The following is a 15,257-nucleotide window of genomic DNA, read 5'->3' as shown; positions in this document are numbered from 1 at the left end:
AGTCAGGATTGCTTCGGTGGTTTTAGAGAGAGGCAAAATCCAGATCTAATTTCCACTGTTGTTTCAGAATGTCCTGATATATCGTTTCCCGAATCATCATCTGCTTATACTGCAAAATCAAGAATTCTTGAGCTTGTTCGCGGGACATTTGCTGCACCTGATCGGTAAAGCTTCTAAGGCTAAATTCTTGCTCTAAAGTTAGTTCCATTGATGCCTCCTGTAACTGAATTAGGGTGAAAATTGTGACTTCGATGTTGCACTAGCTATGTTTTAAAGTTCATTTGAACTCTTTGTTATGCGTGTTGCAGGTCCATCATGTCTGTTGGGGTCTTTCTTTTGCTTTTTAGTACCATCAGATTTCTTTTTGGCTTTTTTGGCTTCTTTGTTGCCTTTTTTCTCTTTCGACATAATGATTCTCCAATCGAGGTTACTTTAATGCGATCTTTGATTTCTCAGTCGTTGGCGTTAGCGCCTGATCTCGTATTCACCCTCGTTTAGAAAGGTCTGAACAAGAAAATCCAAAGAATACTTGCAATAGCGAGCAAGCTGAAGTTGAAAAAACGCCCTACTGTGGGGCTAAGTCCAAGTGCCTGATCTCCTCTACCACCAGTGAAAAACAGTGACCAGGCCTGAGTTGCGTTGATTTTCTCAAAGTGATTGAAACCGAGTCCGAAGACAACGGGACTAAACAGAGAAGGATTAGTTAAGGCAACATTAGTTCTCATTGGTTTTATCCTTAATATTTTGGAAAAGTGCTTAGGATATATGGTGAAGTTCAATTTCCTACAAGCCAGTGAACAGACCGATCGCACCTAGTCCGGCTTGCTAGGGCTAAGAGCAAAAACTTTTTGCTCGTTTTTCTGGATACTGAATGAAGCTAAACTGAGGCTCATACATCACGTACTTTCAAAAATTCGATGGCGTAGTCGTTCAGCCTACCGAATTCTTAAATCACTAAACCGCTTTCTATAAGTTTTACTTTTTGGTTTTGTGATGTTTTATAAATTAAATCTAACACTTTTGTTACAAAACTGCAATGTTTATTGCCAAATAAAATAAATAGTGATATATTTTGCTTCCGTGCCAAAGGCTATACGCCCGATCATGCATAGTCAGTTGAATGTCTAGGCTTTGCCAAAGCGCAAGGTAAACCGCCATTTTGAGGATGATTTTCAGCCTGAGCGATCGCTCAGGCTGAAAACACACAGTTGATCGCTCATCACTGTCAAGCTCTTCTACCTTACGAAGCCCAGGTTCAGTAGTTCTTGGGGAGATGCCAGCAAATCGATCGCCACAAAGAAAATCTTGTCTTGGGGATTGAGTAAGAACCGCCATGCTAGATTTATGCCAACACTTTCACCAAACCAGGGAGTTTGCACTTTACCCGTCACTTTAATCCGGGTGAACTCTGCTTCTGCTGGTTCAGACACTCCTGTTTCCGGAATCAGCTTGAGTCCATAGCATTCTTCACGCATATATGTAAGGATCGACTCATGACCAATAACCGGTTCTTGGAAAGGAGGTTGCAAGGCACCATCTTCAGCAAATAAAGCCACAGCCGCCTCGAAGTCAAAGGCGTTCATATTCTCCATGTAGCTTAGGACTGTCAAGTTGTCGATGCCCTTAATGTTGACCTGAGGTCGTGGTGCGATATCTTTAGGTGCAACAACAGGTTCTTTGACTTTTTGAGTGCCAACCGTTGGGACATACCCCATGTTAACGACAATATCCTGTAATATGCTGAGTTGCTGGCCTCCTTCAAGTTGACGGATAGCTTGGAGGACATCTGATGCCTGGGTAGAAAGTTTATAACCTTTTGGAATGGGAGCAACGATTCCTTGCTTCATCCACTCGCCTAACTCATACCAGAAGCCCAACTTGACATTTGTGCCGAAAGATGAGTATGTACGGCAGATGTCCGTATCAGTATGGTTAACCAGATCGCACATAACTTGCGTTTGCTCTCCGGTAGACATCTGCTTGATTTGAGTTAGGGTTTTTTCTGCAAAGACCATGTTGACTACCTGCATAGCAGCGGGAGTGATTGTAATTCCCATCTCAGTATAGGCAAACCAAAGTAAAGCCAACTGATCCTCAGCACTGAGTTGATTGAATGATTCAACGGTAACTGGAATCGCATTAGCAACTTGAGTGTCAGGAAAAATGGAGCGTGCAGATTCGATAGTAAACGACATTTTTCAAAATCTCCAAAACGAAATTACATTAATTTATTGATATGGTTCAAAAATGGTAATGCTAACTTGGAAATACCAAATCTAACTGCTTTTCAAGACTTAGACGATCGTGTCTAGGAACATGACCCAAAATTCGTTGAGCGATAGTGTATGAGGACTGTTGACAAATTGCTAAACAGGCAAGCACAGCAAGAAACTCATTAAAATCCAGGGGTTTTGTGAACAACAGGTCAAACCCAACATACAGAGGACTTTGAAGTATCTTTTTATTGGCATAGCCCGTCACAGCAATGATTAGCACCGCTTCCCCTCGCTCTCCCGCCTGAGTTCTCACTTGTTGAATCAGGGGATAGCCACCCTCTTTTGACAAGGCAATGTCACTCACGAGGACATCAGGTTGCCATTGGACAAATATTTCCAAAGCTTGCTGAGTTAAAGATGCTGTTTGCACCTCCACACCATAGGGTTGCAGCAGCAGGGCGATCGAATCGGAGAAATCGCCATTATGATCTACAACGAGTACTCGCAGCCCTTGGAGGCATTGAAGATTAGTCGGAAATCTATTATTTGGATACATCCCAGCCCCAATCATGATTTCACATGCAAACAGTGCTAAAAACCTGGTAACTCTTGAAAGGAGTTAACCGGGTGTCGGGTGACTGATGTCTTATTGATTTCCCTACACCATGACAGGGTGATGTTTCATTTCTAGGGTTATTTGTTTAACTACAATATAAAAATTAAGAAAAGGTCAAATCTGAATTCCTTTTTTCCGTCTAGTTTTTTAAACTGGTGTTTTGGGGAAGAACTGACGAAGCTGTTACCAAGCGCAAACTAAACTGTTTAGTTTAAATATTTGTGAAGACTTGACTTTCAGTAGACCGAAAAGTTTCGCGATCGCTCTGAAAAACAGATTCTAAATCAGACTTTTGTTGAATTAACTGTATTAAAGAATACATATTTTGGGATTTTTAAGAAAAATCAATTGATAACAAAAGCTAATAAATAAACTCCAGACCTCTGGGGTCAACCGTTAGATAGAGAGTTTTTCTGTGTCCCGGTAATTCGGTGGTTGCAAGCTTTAAATATCCCTTTTGAGATGCCAGCTATTATCCGAGGTAAACATGGAGGGACTAGACAATTAATTAGAGGGCGGCGTAGTTATAGAACTACTTACACGTTGAACAGCGACAAATATGGTTCAGTCACCTTTGTCGTAGGAATAGTTTGTACATATAAAAAAGGAAAAAGACTTTTCGCTTGGACGAGAGTTTTTTGTTTATGCTATCCATAAAGTTAAGTTGTCATTACATTCAATACATGATGACTATCGTCTGCGTTTCGGAATTGAGAGCAGCTATCGGATGAAAAACCAATGCCGCATCAAAACAACTATTAAAAATCCAACCATTAGGTTTATATTTGTAGCGTTAGCATTTTTAATTATTAATATTTGGATTTATCTACTATGGCATTATCTTAGTACTTTAAGAAGAAGTAGTAAAAAAGCTTTCTCTTATCTATTTACTCTCAAACAAATGCTGGAATTTTTACGTCAAACTATAGACCGCCATTATGGGGTAGTCAATGAAGTGTGTTTGACGTAGGACTAGTAATGGTTGATTCTCTTGACTGATTCATAAGTTTCCTTTATGACTGCTCAAAAACAGGGCTATTTCATTCTAAATGTAGACGCAATATGGTAGAATTCATCGCCAGCTCTACTTCAAGTATCTACTACCGTGTCTGAAATCGAAATTATCAAAGCTTTTGCAGGTCTAGAAGACCCCCGTCGCCGCGCCGGACAGCGACATACTCTACCATTATGTCTTGCGCTGTTCACATTGGCGATCGCCGCAGGCAATAAAGGATTTCTAGCAATTGGAGATTGGATTTCAAGCTACCGTGAGGAGTTGATAGACCTCTTGAAACCGACAAAGAATAGGCTTCCTTCTTACAGTACAGTCCGTCGTAATTTATTACACATAAATTACGAAGAGTATTCCGTATGCCTTGCGAATTTCTTTGACATCAAACCACTGCCTGGAGAAACTGTTGGTATGGATGGTAAAGTCCTCAAAGGCTCATATCAAGTAGAAAATGATAATCCACATTCTGATTCCCACCCAGCAATTATGTTGGTCAGTGCTTACCTTGTAGAGCGAGGATTGATTTTAGAACCGTTTGAAGTTGATGCCAAAACCAACGAAATAAAAGCATTACCTGAGTTGATTGAGAAACTGGCTCTCAGGGGAGTAGTTTTTGCCTTTGATGCTATTAATACACAAAAAAAACTTGTGAGTTGATTATCAACAGTGGCAATGATTATATTGCTGCCTTGAAAGGGAATCAACCTAGTTTATTCAAAGATATCAAAACTAATTTTACACCGGAATTTTCTTTTGAGCAGATAAATAAAGGTCATGGTCGAATCGAAAAGCGACATGTCAGTATTTGTCAAAATCTTGATGGTATTCGTCCTTGGCCTGGACTTACCACTTTGATTCAAGTCAAATCAGAACGTCAGGTTTTCACACACAATGTAATTGAAGTAACTACTGAGACTCGTTATTACATTTCATCTCTAACTGAAACGGCTCAACAAATAGCTGAACGAATCAGAGGATATTGGGGTGTTGAGAATAAAGTTCATTACGTTCGGGACGTTACCCAAGGTGAAGATGCATCCCGAATTCGCACTACACCCTTACCTCAGATTTTTGCGCTCACTCGCAATTTTTCACTCAATTTATACCGAAACAATATGTTTAAAAATATGGCACAAGCTCAACGTTTATGTTCTTTTGGACTAGACACACTCAAGCAGCTTTTTAGAATGAAATAGCCCTGGCTCAAAAACGATCAACTCTTTTGAATTCAAGGGAAAACTGTATCACAGGTTACTATTTTTTGACGAGCGCGAAACTTTTCGGTCTACTGAATCTTGGTCGTGATCAAGAGTACTTTAGATGCGTTCGCCCTGCAACCTCTCCCTTCCCTCACCGGAATGATTATTATTCTAAAGAGTTGTATATTTCATTCTCTGGAAGTCCCTAAGCCAATTATATTTTTAAAAAGTTGTTGATTTGTTTTGTTGTTTGATGTATTCTTTTTGACGATTACTTATTTCATTTTGAAATATTTATTAGTTTTTATTAGTAAATTAAGATGCGTTTCTTATGCCTGAAATTCTATTTCAGCGCTCGTTAAAAAAATCATCAAAAATCGTACTCTTAATCTATGAACCTGACGTTTTCAAGCCAGTATGACTTCGTACCTCGCTACTTCCGACTAGCTCTTGCCAATGTCCTATCAAATATTATGGTGCCACTGGCTAATTTAGTCAGTATTATCTTCTTGGGTCATCTTGAAGAAATCCATCACTTCGCTGGAGTCGCTCTCGCTGCAAACCTGCTTAACTTTCTCTACTTTGTTTTACTCTTTTTACGAATGGGGACTACTGGAGTAACAGCGCAAGCAGTTGGACGAGATGACACTGAAGGTGTGTTGTTGGTAGGATTGCGTAATGGTTTAATTGCTTTAGTGCTGGGAATTGCGCTCGTACTCTTGCAGCACCCTTTGGGGGAGTTGGGGTTTACCCTACTAAATGTTACCCCAGAGATCAAATCTTCAGGTCTAGCCTATTTCAACACTCAAATCTGGGGAGCGCCTGCGGTTTTGCTCAATTACGTTCTGATAGGTTGGTTTCTGGGACAAGAAAAAAACGGCTTGGTTGTGCTGTTGTCTGTGGTTGGTAATGGTTCAAAAATCGCACTTGACTACCTATTTATTATTCACTTGGGATGGGAAAGTACGGGTGCTGGAGTTTCCTATGCAACAAGCCAATATCTGTCCTTGTTGGTGGGATTAATATTTTTCTGCACAGAAATACAGTGGCTTAAGGTACAAGCCGTAGTTGGAAAAATTTGGGACATAAGAGCTATAAAATCTATCTTGACCCTCAATGGAAACATATTTGTCAGCAATTTAGTTTTTATGTTTACCTCCTTAACGTTTTCTTATCAGGGCGCACAGATGGGGACGATTATCTACGCTCAAAATGCCTTGCTTGCACAGATATGCAATTTGAGTTTTTATCTTGTAGAAGGATTGGGATTCAGTACAGAAACTCTAGTCGGAAATTTTAAAGGAAAAGGAGCTTCACAACAGTTAGCACCCCTAGCGGGTGTTTCTGTCTCAACTGCTGTGCTGGTGGGACTGTCTATCGGCGGAGTGTGTTGGCTATTTCCCGATACTGTTTTTGGGTTGTTAACCAACCACACCGAAGTTACCGAAAACATTCATATTTTTGTTCCCTGGTTGCTACTCGTCCTAATATATAGTTCAATCAGTTTTATGCTAGATGGTTACTTCTTGGGTTTAGCACAAGGGCATACCCTCCGCAATGTGAGTTTAGCCGCTCTTATAGTGGGATTTATCCCTACTGATTTTGCCGCTATTAAGTTTTCGAGTAACCATATCTTGTGGTTGACTTTGTGTTTGTTTTATGCTATCAGAATGGTGATGCTTGGGGTACAGTTGCTTAGGACATTTAGGAGTGATGTTGAGGATGGTGGTTCCTTGATAGATACCAACACAATTGCTAAGAAGTTACCTTTTAACTAGGATTCAAAAATTAACTCTTACTTCTCTAAGTTCCTGGCAACAACTCACAAGCATGGATTTTTCTGGTTGAAATTTACCAACCGATAAACCGTGAACCACTGCACAGGTTTATCGGGTAAATTCCTATTTCTTCAAGCTAACTGAAGAACTAATACCAATTCTCTAAAATCCACTAACACATTCATAGGACTTACGCAAAAACTCTCTGCAACCCTTATTTCTTCCTGTCCTTTGCGTCCTTTGTGGTTCGCTTTTTCATAATTTTGCGTAAGTCCTGATTCAAACCTCAAAACTTAGACCAGTCCTGACTTTCTTAATACGAATTGGTATAATCCATCGACATTGTGAGGGTTATAATCAATTGAGAGCTTTCTCATCAAGCTCTATATATATCATTCGTGTGTAAATAGGAGTACCAAGAGTTGGAGATATCCAGCCCAAGAACAAATAGTCTTCTAAAGTATTTGGAATATTAATTTTTGAATGATCGTAAACGGGCAAATAAGCATTTTTAATATAGTCATCTGTTAGACGATCTAGCCCTATTAGAATACCTTTTCGAGCTATTCTAGCAATCTGGTTGAGAGACATATGGATATCTTCTACCAAGAACAATGCGCTTAAAGAAACAACAAAATCGTAAGATTTATTTTCAATCTTAGGAAGACCATCTTCTATGGTCTGATGTATGGTTTTATAACCTCGTTCAGAAGCATATTTCAGCATACCTCCTGAAACATCAATTCCTGTATATTCAAAATTACCTTGGAGAACATCACTTAGCAGTCCTGTCCCACATCCTACATCTAGGATACTCCCTGTTTGATGATTATACTTCAGAAATATTTTTTTAGCTTCATCATAAACTTGAACATTGCATTCAGAGCTTTTCGCCGCTTCATCATATTTATCAGAAAAATTATCATAATACTTTTCTACATCATTTTTTTTATTCATTCTCATATCTCCTATTTTTACATGAGTTCGACGGGTTAATTCAGTCAAGTGCAAAGCTCAACCTTGACTTTCCTCATAATAATTCAATACGGTTCAATTATTGAAATTTGTACAAAAAAGCGCAACAAACCTGATAGAGAGTGGTATTGTGATCGCAATCCCTTAACTTTTGAAAAACTTAAAGGGGCTAGGTCTAAGTAGTATCAGTAGACCGAAAACTTTTGCGATCACTAAAAAATAGTATTGTGTGATACAGTTTTTTGAAAAAAGTGCAAAAGCTGATTGCTTGTGATAGATGATAAACTGAACTTATTAATCATCCCCAAAAACCAACCCAAATCAGCCGGACGGTAAACAAACTTGGCAGGCTACCCCATAGTTGCGATCTACTGCTTGACGTAGAAACTCAAGCATTTGTTTAAGGGTAAATAAATCAGAGAAAACTTGTCTAGTACTTCTTTTGAAGCGACTCAGATAATGCCACACTAGATAAATCCAAATATTAATAATTAAAAAAGATAAACCAACAAATAGAATCGAATTAAAATTTCAAAAATATTTCTTTGTTCACACTTACCTTGAGTCTGAATTGGAATGTTTTCAGTTAAACAGTTAACCACTTCGTTCAAAGTTTTACTATCAGTTAGAACTGGGGTAGTTGCAGTCATAGCTCAACCAGATATTTCTCTGGTTCAATTTTCTCGCAACTCTTTGACAAAATTCCTGTAATTACAACATGATCGTGTTCTGCTGCTAGATTTGCTCTTACGTTTGGCTGATTTATTAACTTTACTTATGTCACAAGATAAACTCAGACATTCAACACTAGCATTTAAAATTACTAATTTTCAACAAAAGTCCACTTAGACAGGTAATCATCACAGAGCGATCGCAAAAGTTTTCGGTCTACTGAATGTAGTTGCTTGTCAGCCATGAATCCAAAATTGCAAGCAAATCCAGACAGATAATCATTCTCCTGTAACATCGAAAATGCGTAGGCGCAGCCCAACCCAGGCATTGCTAATATTCCAATATTTATTTAGATGCTCAATCGCCGATCGCTTTCATTCTAAGAGAACTTTTCCCAAGATTGGGCAACTAATTGGCTCAACCAGCGACGTTGTTGCTGATCCAACAATGGATCTTCCGCTAGCAACTGAGCGGTTAATTCTTCCAAAGATTGACCCTGAGCGCGGACAATTTTAATAACTCCAGCGATCGCACTGGCAACTAGTTCTTCATCAATCGGCTGTTGTCGCAGAGCTACAATTTCCTGGGGGCTGTCTGGAATGGGATAATTCATGGCGTGGGTTTACAGTTTTACAAAATGAACAATAAATTTGACAAAATCTTAAAATTTCTTCACTGAATCTTTACGTAACTAATAGGGCGGAGTTTACCTTATTTTGCGCCTTGATAAAATCTGTCTTTGTGAATAGATTCATGGGAGATGTCAGGAAAAGATGAAAGAAATCCTTTATTTAGAAGTTCCAACTGCGGATATCGCTGCTGTGCGTAACTGGTTGCAAACAGATTTTCAACCGGCATATGGGGAAAAAGTGCTAACCCCGGAAGGCTTCCGTCTCAAAATCACCACCGCTACTACAACCGCTGGCGCTGCAATTTCCGAAAACTTGCCTGGAGAACTTTCTGTATTTATTTGGTCAGTGCAACGAACTACCTATCTAAAAGTGTTTCGTTGGGCAGAACAACCCTTTCCCAACGAGAAAGAAATTCTGCAACACCTAATCAAAGAAATCAGAAGCCGTTTTCCGCATCATTATCCGGAACCGCCAGCCATCGATTTATCCGAGCAATCGATTTTTGCAGCCCTAGCCCCTCACTACCCCCTCACCGTCAAGTATTTTCAGAAAATGCCCAACGGCGAATATGACCTCAAACGTGCCTACTGGTGGGAACAGCGATGGCGCCAAGGGGTACGGAATCCGCAGCAGCCCCGGCAGGTGGTGTTTTCGAGTCAAGGTGACTGGGGAAGAGGTAGGGGAGCAGGGGGAGATGAGGGAGCAGGGGGAGAGAAATTAATTCTTTCATCCCCCTCATCCCCCTCATCCCCCTCATCTCCCTCATCCCCCATTTACGACATCATCTACATCGGGGGCGCACTAGGCGTCATCCATGCGGCAGTGATGGCAAAACTTGGATATAAAGTCTTGCTGCTGGAACGAATGCCCTTTGGGCGGATGAACCGGGAATGGAATATTTCCCGCGATGAGATTCAAAGCTTACTTAACCTGGGTTTAATCACCCCCGCAGAGTTAGAAACCATCATTGCCAGAGAATACAAAGATGGATTCAATAAGTTTTTTGATGCTAATAATCCAAGTAAACTGCGATCGCCTGTATTGCACACACCCACAGTGCTAAATTTAGGCTTAGATTCCGAAAAGTTGCTGCAACTATGTGGGCAAAAGTTGCAAGCGGCAGGCGGAGAAATTTGGGATGAAACAGAGTTTATCCGTGCAGATATAAATGAATCACAAGTTGCGATAAAAGTCAAGCATTTACCCAGTGAAATTGAAAAACAAGTCACTGGGAGACTACTAGTAGATGCGATGGGAACAGCCTCCCCCATTGCTTGGCAATTAAATGGTGGTCGTGCCTTTGACAGCGTGTGTCCGACGGTAGGAGCGGCAATTGAGAGCGGATTTGAACCGGGGGTATGGGATTCTCAATTGGGAGACGTTCTTTACAGTCACGGGGATATTTCGCGGGGAAGACAGTTGATTTGGGAATTATTTCCCGCAGCAGGTGAAGAACTGACGATTTATTTATTTCATTATCATGAAGTCAATGCTGAAAATCCTGGTTCCTTGCTGGAGATGTACGAGGACTTTTTCACAATATTGCCAGAGTATCGCAGATGCGATATGGACAAATTGGTGTGGAAAAAGCCAACATTTGGCTATATACCGGGGCATTTTAGTGTCGGGAGTCGCGATCGCACAATTGCTTTTGATCGCTTGATTGCCATCGGTGATGCTGCATCACTCCAGTCTCCCTTGATTTTCACCGGTTTTGGTTCTCTAGTTCGTAACTTAGAGCGCTTAACAAAGCTATTGGATACCGCCCTCAAACATGACTTATTGAGTTTCCAACACTTAAACCAAATTCGCGCCTACCAAAGTAACGTTTCAGTGACTTGGCTATTTTCCAAAGGCATGATGGTACCCACAGGCAAATTTTTACCACCCCAGCGGGTTAATTCGATGCTCAACACCTTTTTTGGGCTGTTAGCAGACGAACCTCCAGAGGTGGCAGATAATTTCATCAAAGACAGATGTGATTGGTTAACCTTTAACCGCTTAGCACTCAAAGCAGCAAAGAAAAATCCAGCCTTGCTTTTATGGATTTGGCAACTTGCTGGGCCTAAGGATTTAGTGCGATGGCTTGGCAGTTATTTTAGCTTTTCTCGTCATGCCCTGATTAGCGCTTTACTGAGTCCGTGGTTCCCACAGTTTTTGAGCCGGGTAGGTTCTTGGCTAGAACCCCGAAATCCGGCATTGTGGTTGCGGCTGCTAGCGATTAATTACGCGATCGCCACAGGCAAACCGCGATCGGCTACTCAGGTAGCAAAAACTAGCCCAAAAGCCGTAATTCAGAAATTTAGTCATTAGTTATAGGGCATGGGGCATGGGGCATGGGGCATTGGGCGTGGGAAGAAGCAGGGGGGCAGGGGGCAGAGGGGAAGATTTTCTCCCCTGCTCCCTGCTCCCTGCTCCCTGCCTCCCCTGCTCCCTCATCCCCCTCATCCCCCTCATCTCCCCATCTCCCACTATTTCTCCTTGGGGCGAAAATTCGGCAGTTCCACAGATGCCAATGACTTGCGCCCTTTAGGTGGACGCTGGGGATAAACTACGGGTGAGGGTGAATTGGCATCATTGGCGTTATCACCTGATGACTCTGGAGACGATTCCAACTGTGTCAATTGTGGAACTTCTGACCAGTAGTCTTCGGCTTCTTCAACAAATATCTGAGTACCAGATGAAGTAGAGGTAGTTGTAGGTGGGTTGATTTCTGCCTCCAACTGCTCCTGTTGTGGATTTTCTACTTCTTCATCATCTTCTAGAATTGTTGCCAAAGTTTCCCATACAGGCGCATCACCCGCATTACTATCCACATCGGTTTTTGCCGCAGGGGGTGGTGATGTCGATGCAGGTTGGGAGGTGAAAAACATTTGGATGAGACTATCTAATTGCTGATCTAAGTTTGCTGACTCCGGAGGTGAAACAGTTTCTGTTGTTTCTGGGGAATTATCAATTTCTGGAGAAGAAGCCGGTTGCGCTGGTTTTGGCGTGTCTTCTTTAACTGACCAGTTCCAAGAAGATGAGGAAGTCGGAGTGGGTTGATTTCTTTGGAATGGAAGTGGTGGTGACGGTTCTCCCCAAGAAGTATTTGAATTATCACTCAAGCATTCTGGTTCTGCTGACCAAGGTTTAATTGGCTGTGCATTAGGAAACAAAGACCGAGCTTTTCGAGAAAATCTTCCTTGTGAAGAGGTGATGTCTTTGGGATGTTTTGCAGTATCGTCTAAGGAATCATAGCCAGGAACAGGTGTGTCTAAACATTTCTCCAGAGCCGCCTTAAATTGCAGGGTCTGGCGTTGTTGGCGCATAAGTCTAGTGCGTAACTCGCGGCAAGCGTTTTCTGATTGCAATAACTTCTGAGACTGTTCGTTGTTATTCGTGTGTAGCAACGTACATTCCCGTTCTAGCTGGGCAAGGCGTTGTTGACTAATTTCTAGCTGTGCTTTATGAGTTTCAATAAAAACTTCCTGGCGTTGAACAGTTTGTACAGCAGTTTCTAATTCTTGAAATAGCGACTTGATCTGTTCTTGAGCAGCGGCTAATTCCTGAGTTTGTTGGTTGAGCATCGACTCACTAACGCTAGAACGCGTTTTCTGCCACTGCAAAACCTTTTCAGACTCGGTTAGGTTGTCTTTTAGCTGCTCTACTTGTTGATATAAGTTATTGTTAGCTGCACGTAATTCTTCGTTCAATGCCAGCAGCTTCTGAAATTCCGAGTCAATAAGTGCTTGTTTGCTGCTTTCAGGCTCTGCAACCCAGTCCTGCTGGGTAGTATCTTCCGAAAATTGTGTATCATCAGCTGGCATGAGCAGTGGCAATTTGGAAATTGCCATATTGTCATTAGGCATAACTGAGTAAAAGGGACAATTCGCCTGCTTTGATTGTGGCGAATTAGCAGAATTTAGGGATTCCATCACAGCCCCCTTATTTGAGGTGTCAGCTTCATTCATCACTCTTGACCCACCCGCTTAAAAATATTCAGCACTGCTGGTGTTAGCATTGCCAATTAACTATGTCCGATCAGGGTTTGCTCTAGAAGCTAAGTTTAACTCTCTCTAAGCACGAGTAATTAGTCATCAATCGGTATTACCCATTTTGTATCTAGACTGATGCCGTTATAACACTATGAGGCTCTTTCCCGTCAAGGAGAGTAGAGGTTGGGGAAGTGGGAAACATCAGCCAGAGAGGTGAAACCTCATACTTAAAAAGTAAATTAACGTGAGTTTTTTCTCTGTTTGTTAAGAAAGATCCGGGTAATGGATAGCTAGAGTGATGGAAGAAGGCTAATGCATAGCCAGCACGACGGTTCAAGTCTCGTCCTGCATACCACTGAGCTTGGCGTAATAACCATCCTGGGCAATTAGTTTCTCATGACTGCCAGTCTCCACGATGCGCCCTTGCTCAAGTACGTAGATCCTGTCTACATAACGCGCCGCTAACATCCGGTGAGAAACCAGCACCGTGGTGAGTCCGTCCCTGACCGATCGCAATTGCGACAGAACCAAAGCCTCGGTTTTGGTATCCAGCGCCGAAAAGCAGTCGTCCAGCAGCAAGATGGGGGTCTGGCGAATCAGGCCACGGGCTAAACTGGTTCTTTGCTTCTGTCCGCCCGATAAGGTGACCCCACGCTCGCCAATCAGTGTGGATAAACCTGCACTGAATTTGTTGATCGTTGCTTCAAGCTGTGCAGATCGGGCAGCCTGCCAGATTGACTCGGGCGATCGCTCCGGATTATCGAATGAGATGTTCTCCGAAATTGGTGCAGCGAATAGAAAAGTATCCTGGGGAACAAATGACAGGTTCTCGCGCAGATGGCTTAGCGGGATGTCTCGTAGGTCTTGCCCATCCACTTTGATTTGTCCGCTATTAGGCTCCAATTGCCTCGCCAGCAGCCGCAGCAAGGTGGATTTGCCAGATCCTACACGACCGATGATGGCAATCATTTCGCCAGGGCTGATACTCAGGGATATCTGTTCGAGAACTAGAGGCGATCGCAGTTCAGTACTGACCGGGTAACTATATGACAGATTGTACACCGCGATTTCGCCCTTGATTGGCTGGGCTGATGAGCCTGCCGGAGCATCTTGAATCTCAGGTTTTTCATCCATGATCTGAAATACTCTGGTTGCAGCTGTACTGGCATTCAGCAAAGTATAAACTACAAAACTGCTCTCCTTGATTACCCCCAGAATCATACCCAAATAAAAGATGAAAGCTGTCAGCGTGCCGACGCTCATTTCCCCTGCCAATACTTGGCTTCCACCGACGCCAACAACGATTAAGGTCATCAAACCACTACCCAACACAATAGAGGCGGTAAGAATAGCGTTCAAATGGATCAACTTTTGATTAGCTACCGCATAACGATTTGACACTCCTGTAAAATGTCTAATCTCACCCTCTTCCTGTGCATGTGACTGGATAGTACGGATACCCTTGAGGTTTTGCTGCACTGTTTCTGTCAGCGCACCAAAACCCGCTTGCACCGCTGCCGATGCAAGCAGAATGCGCCCCGCCAAATACCAGCCATTAGCGGCTATCACTAGCAGTAACGGAATGAGCAACAATGTCAACTGGAGCGACTGCTGCGCCATAAAAATCGGTGCAATCAACGCCACGCCAATTAGGCTCACTAGTCGATGCACCGCAGAACGAAAAAAGCGCCGGATGGACTCCATGTCATTGGTCGCTCGTGCAATCAAGTCACCCAAGTGGTAATTGGCATAGAAGCCGCGACCAAGGGACTGTAAGTGTGCATAAAATGCTTGCCGTAAGTCATAGGATATGTAAATTGAGATTACCGCGTTGTTGCGGCGACCAAAGTGCAGGATCGCAAAGCGCAGAGCCGTCAAACCAAGTATCGCCAGAACCGGCAATAAGATATTATCGTCCTGTTTTGAAATCAGATCAATGCCGACTTTCAGATAGATGGGAATGGCAGCTTCAACAACATGAACAGCCAGCAGGGCTAATACTGCTGTCAACCACTGAAAACGGTAAGCCTTGAAGTAGGGAAAAAGTCGCTGCAATGAGGTGAAGGTAGGTATGTCCGATTTCAATCTTCCTCGGTCAGCTAGCATCGGTTTAATCTTGCTATATAGGGAAAAATCCATGTTGGATAAAAGCGATTATTTTGTCGAATTGATCAATCACA

Annotated in this window: 13 protein-coding genes and 1 pseudogene; 3 read left to right on the top strand and 11 right to left on the bottom strand. The window is 42.3% G+C overall.

Features of this window, described 5'->3' with window-relative positions; genetic code table 11:
* Positions 1 to 22: 22 nt before the first annotated feature.
* From IQ276_RS28565 to IQ276_RS28540, 6 genes are all read right to left on the bottom strand, one after another.
* Complete coding sequence (locus tag IQ276_RS28565) at positions 23 to 208, bottom strand: NblA/ycf18 family protein (RefSeq protein WP_193921423.1); 186 nt, start codon at positions 206 to 208, stop codon at positions 23 to 25.
* 62 nt (positions 209 to 270) lie between these two features.
* On the bottom strand, positions 271 to 408 hold the full coding sequence (locus IQ276_RS28560) for a hypothetical protein (RefSeq protein ID WP_190876426.1): 138 nt from the start codon (positions 406 to 408) through the stop codon (positions 271 to 273).
* Positions 409 to 494: 86 nt separating this feature from the next.
* Positions 495 to 725 carry a hypothetical protein gene (locus IQ276_RS28555; protein ID WP_190876427.1) on the bottom strand — a complete coding sequence of 77 codons (231 nt, stop codon included), beginning with the start codon at positions 723 to 725 and terminating at the stop codon, positions 495 to 497.
* A gap of 298 nt (positions 726 to 1,023) precedes the next feature.
* Entirely contained in the window at positions 1,024 to 1,206 is a 183-nt protein-coding gene (locus IQ276_RS28550) for a hypothetical protein (RefSeq protein ID WP_235116053.1), read from the bottom strand.
* Positions 1,207 to 1,235: 29 nt separating this feature from the next.
* Positions 1,236 to 2,195 carry an orange carotenoid protein N-terminal domain-containing protein gene (locus tag IQ276_RS28545; protein ID WP_193921425.1) on the bottom strand — a complete coding sequence of 320 codons (960 nt, stop codon included), beginning with the start codon at positions 2,193 to 2,195 and terminating at the stop codon, positions 1,236 to 1,238.
* Positions 2,196 to 2,256: 61 nt separating this feature from the next.
* Positions 2,257 to 2,772, bottom strand: coding sequence for a response regulator (locus IQ276_RS28540; RefSeq protein WP_193921434.1), 516 nt, complete (start codon positions 2,770 to 2,772; stop codon positions 2,257 to 2,259).
* A 1,165-nt stretch (positions 2,773 to 3,937) separates the two neighbouring features.
* Here IQ276_RS28540 and IQ276_RS41065 point away from each other — a divergent pair.
* A pseudogene (locus IQ276_RS41065) lies at positions 3,938 to 5,040 on the top strand (ISAs1 family transposase).
* A 395-nt stretch (positions 5,041 to 5,435) separates the two neighbouring features.
* The gene (gene gntT, locus IQ276_RS28525) at positions 5,436 to 6,821 is read left to right on the top strand and encodes a guanitoxin biosynthesis MATE family efflux transporter GntT (protein ID WP_193922456.1); all 1,386 of its coding nucleotides are present in this window, start codon (positions 5,436 to 5,438) and stop codon (positions 6,819 to 6,821) included.
* A 357-nt stretch (positions 6,822 to 7,178) separates the two neighbouring features.
* Here gntT and IQ276_RS28520 read toward each other — a convergent pair whose 3' ends face one another.
* The 3 genes from IQ276_RS28520 to IQ276_RS28510 all read right to left on the bottom strand — a co-directional run bounded on the left by IQ276_RS28520 (position 7,179) and on the right by IQ276_RS28510 (position 9,081).
* Positions 7,179 to 7,778 (bottom strand): class I SAM-dependent DNA methyltransferase, encoded by a 600-nt coding sequence (locus tag IQ276_RS28520; RefSeq protein ID WP_193922455.1) that lies wholly within the window; start codon positions 7,776 to 7,778, stop codon positions 7,179 to 7,181.
* An 841-nt stretch (positions 7,779 to 8,619) separates the two neighbouring features.
* Positions 8,620 to 8,796 (bottom strand): hypothetical protein, encoded by a 177-nt coding sequence (locus IQ276_RS28515; protein WP_193922454.1) that lies wholly within the window; start codon positions 8,794 to 8,796, stop codon positions 8,620 to 8,622.
* A gap of 51 nt (positions 8,797 to 8,847) precedes the next feature.
* Positions 8,848 to 9,081: a hypothetical protein gene (locus IQ276_RS28510; RefSeq protein WP_073644519.1), complete on the bottom strand. Its 234-nt coding sequence runs from the start codon at positions 9,079 to 9,081 to the stop codon at positions 8,848 to 8,850.
* 160 nt (positions 9,082 to 9,241) lie between these two features.
* Between IQ276_RS28510 and IQ276_RS28505 the strand changes: the two genes are divergently transcribed.
* Positions 9,242 to 11,413 carry an NAD(P)/FAD-dependent oxidoreductase gene (locus tag IQ276_RS28505; protein WP_235116052.1) on the top strand — a complete coding sequence of 724 codons (2,172 nt, stop codon included), beginning with the start codon at positions 9,242 to 9,244 and terminating at the stop codon, positions 11,411 to 11,413.
* Between the two features lie 158 nt (positions 11,414 to 11,571).
* Here IQ276_RS28505 and IQ276_RS28500 read toward each other — a convergent pair whose 3' ends face one another.
* Complete coding sequence (locus tag IQ276_RS28500; protein WP_235116351.1) at positions 11,572 to 13,053, bottom strand: hypothetical protein; 1,482 nt, start codon at positions 13,051 to 13,053, stop codon at positions 11,572 to 11,574.
* Between the two features lie 357 nt (positions 13,054 to 13,410).
* Positions 13,411 to 15,183: an ABC transporter ATP-binding protein gene (locus IQ276_RS28495; RefSeq protein WP_193916791.1), complete on the bottom strand. Its 1,773-nt coding sequence runs from the start codon at positions 15,181 to 15,183 to the stop codon at positions 13,411 to 13,413.
* Positions 15,184 to 15,257 lie beyond the last annotated feature (74 nt).

Source organism: Desmonostoc muscorum LEGE 12446 (assembly GCF_015207005.2).
Lineage (GTDB): Bacteria > Cyanobacteriota > Cyanobacteriia > Cyanobacteriales > Nostocaceae > Nostoc > Nostoc muscorum.
This window is presented reverse-complemented; position numbering and strand designations above follow the sequence as displayed.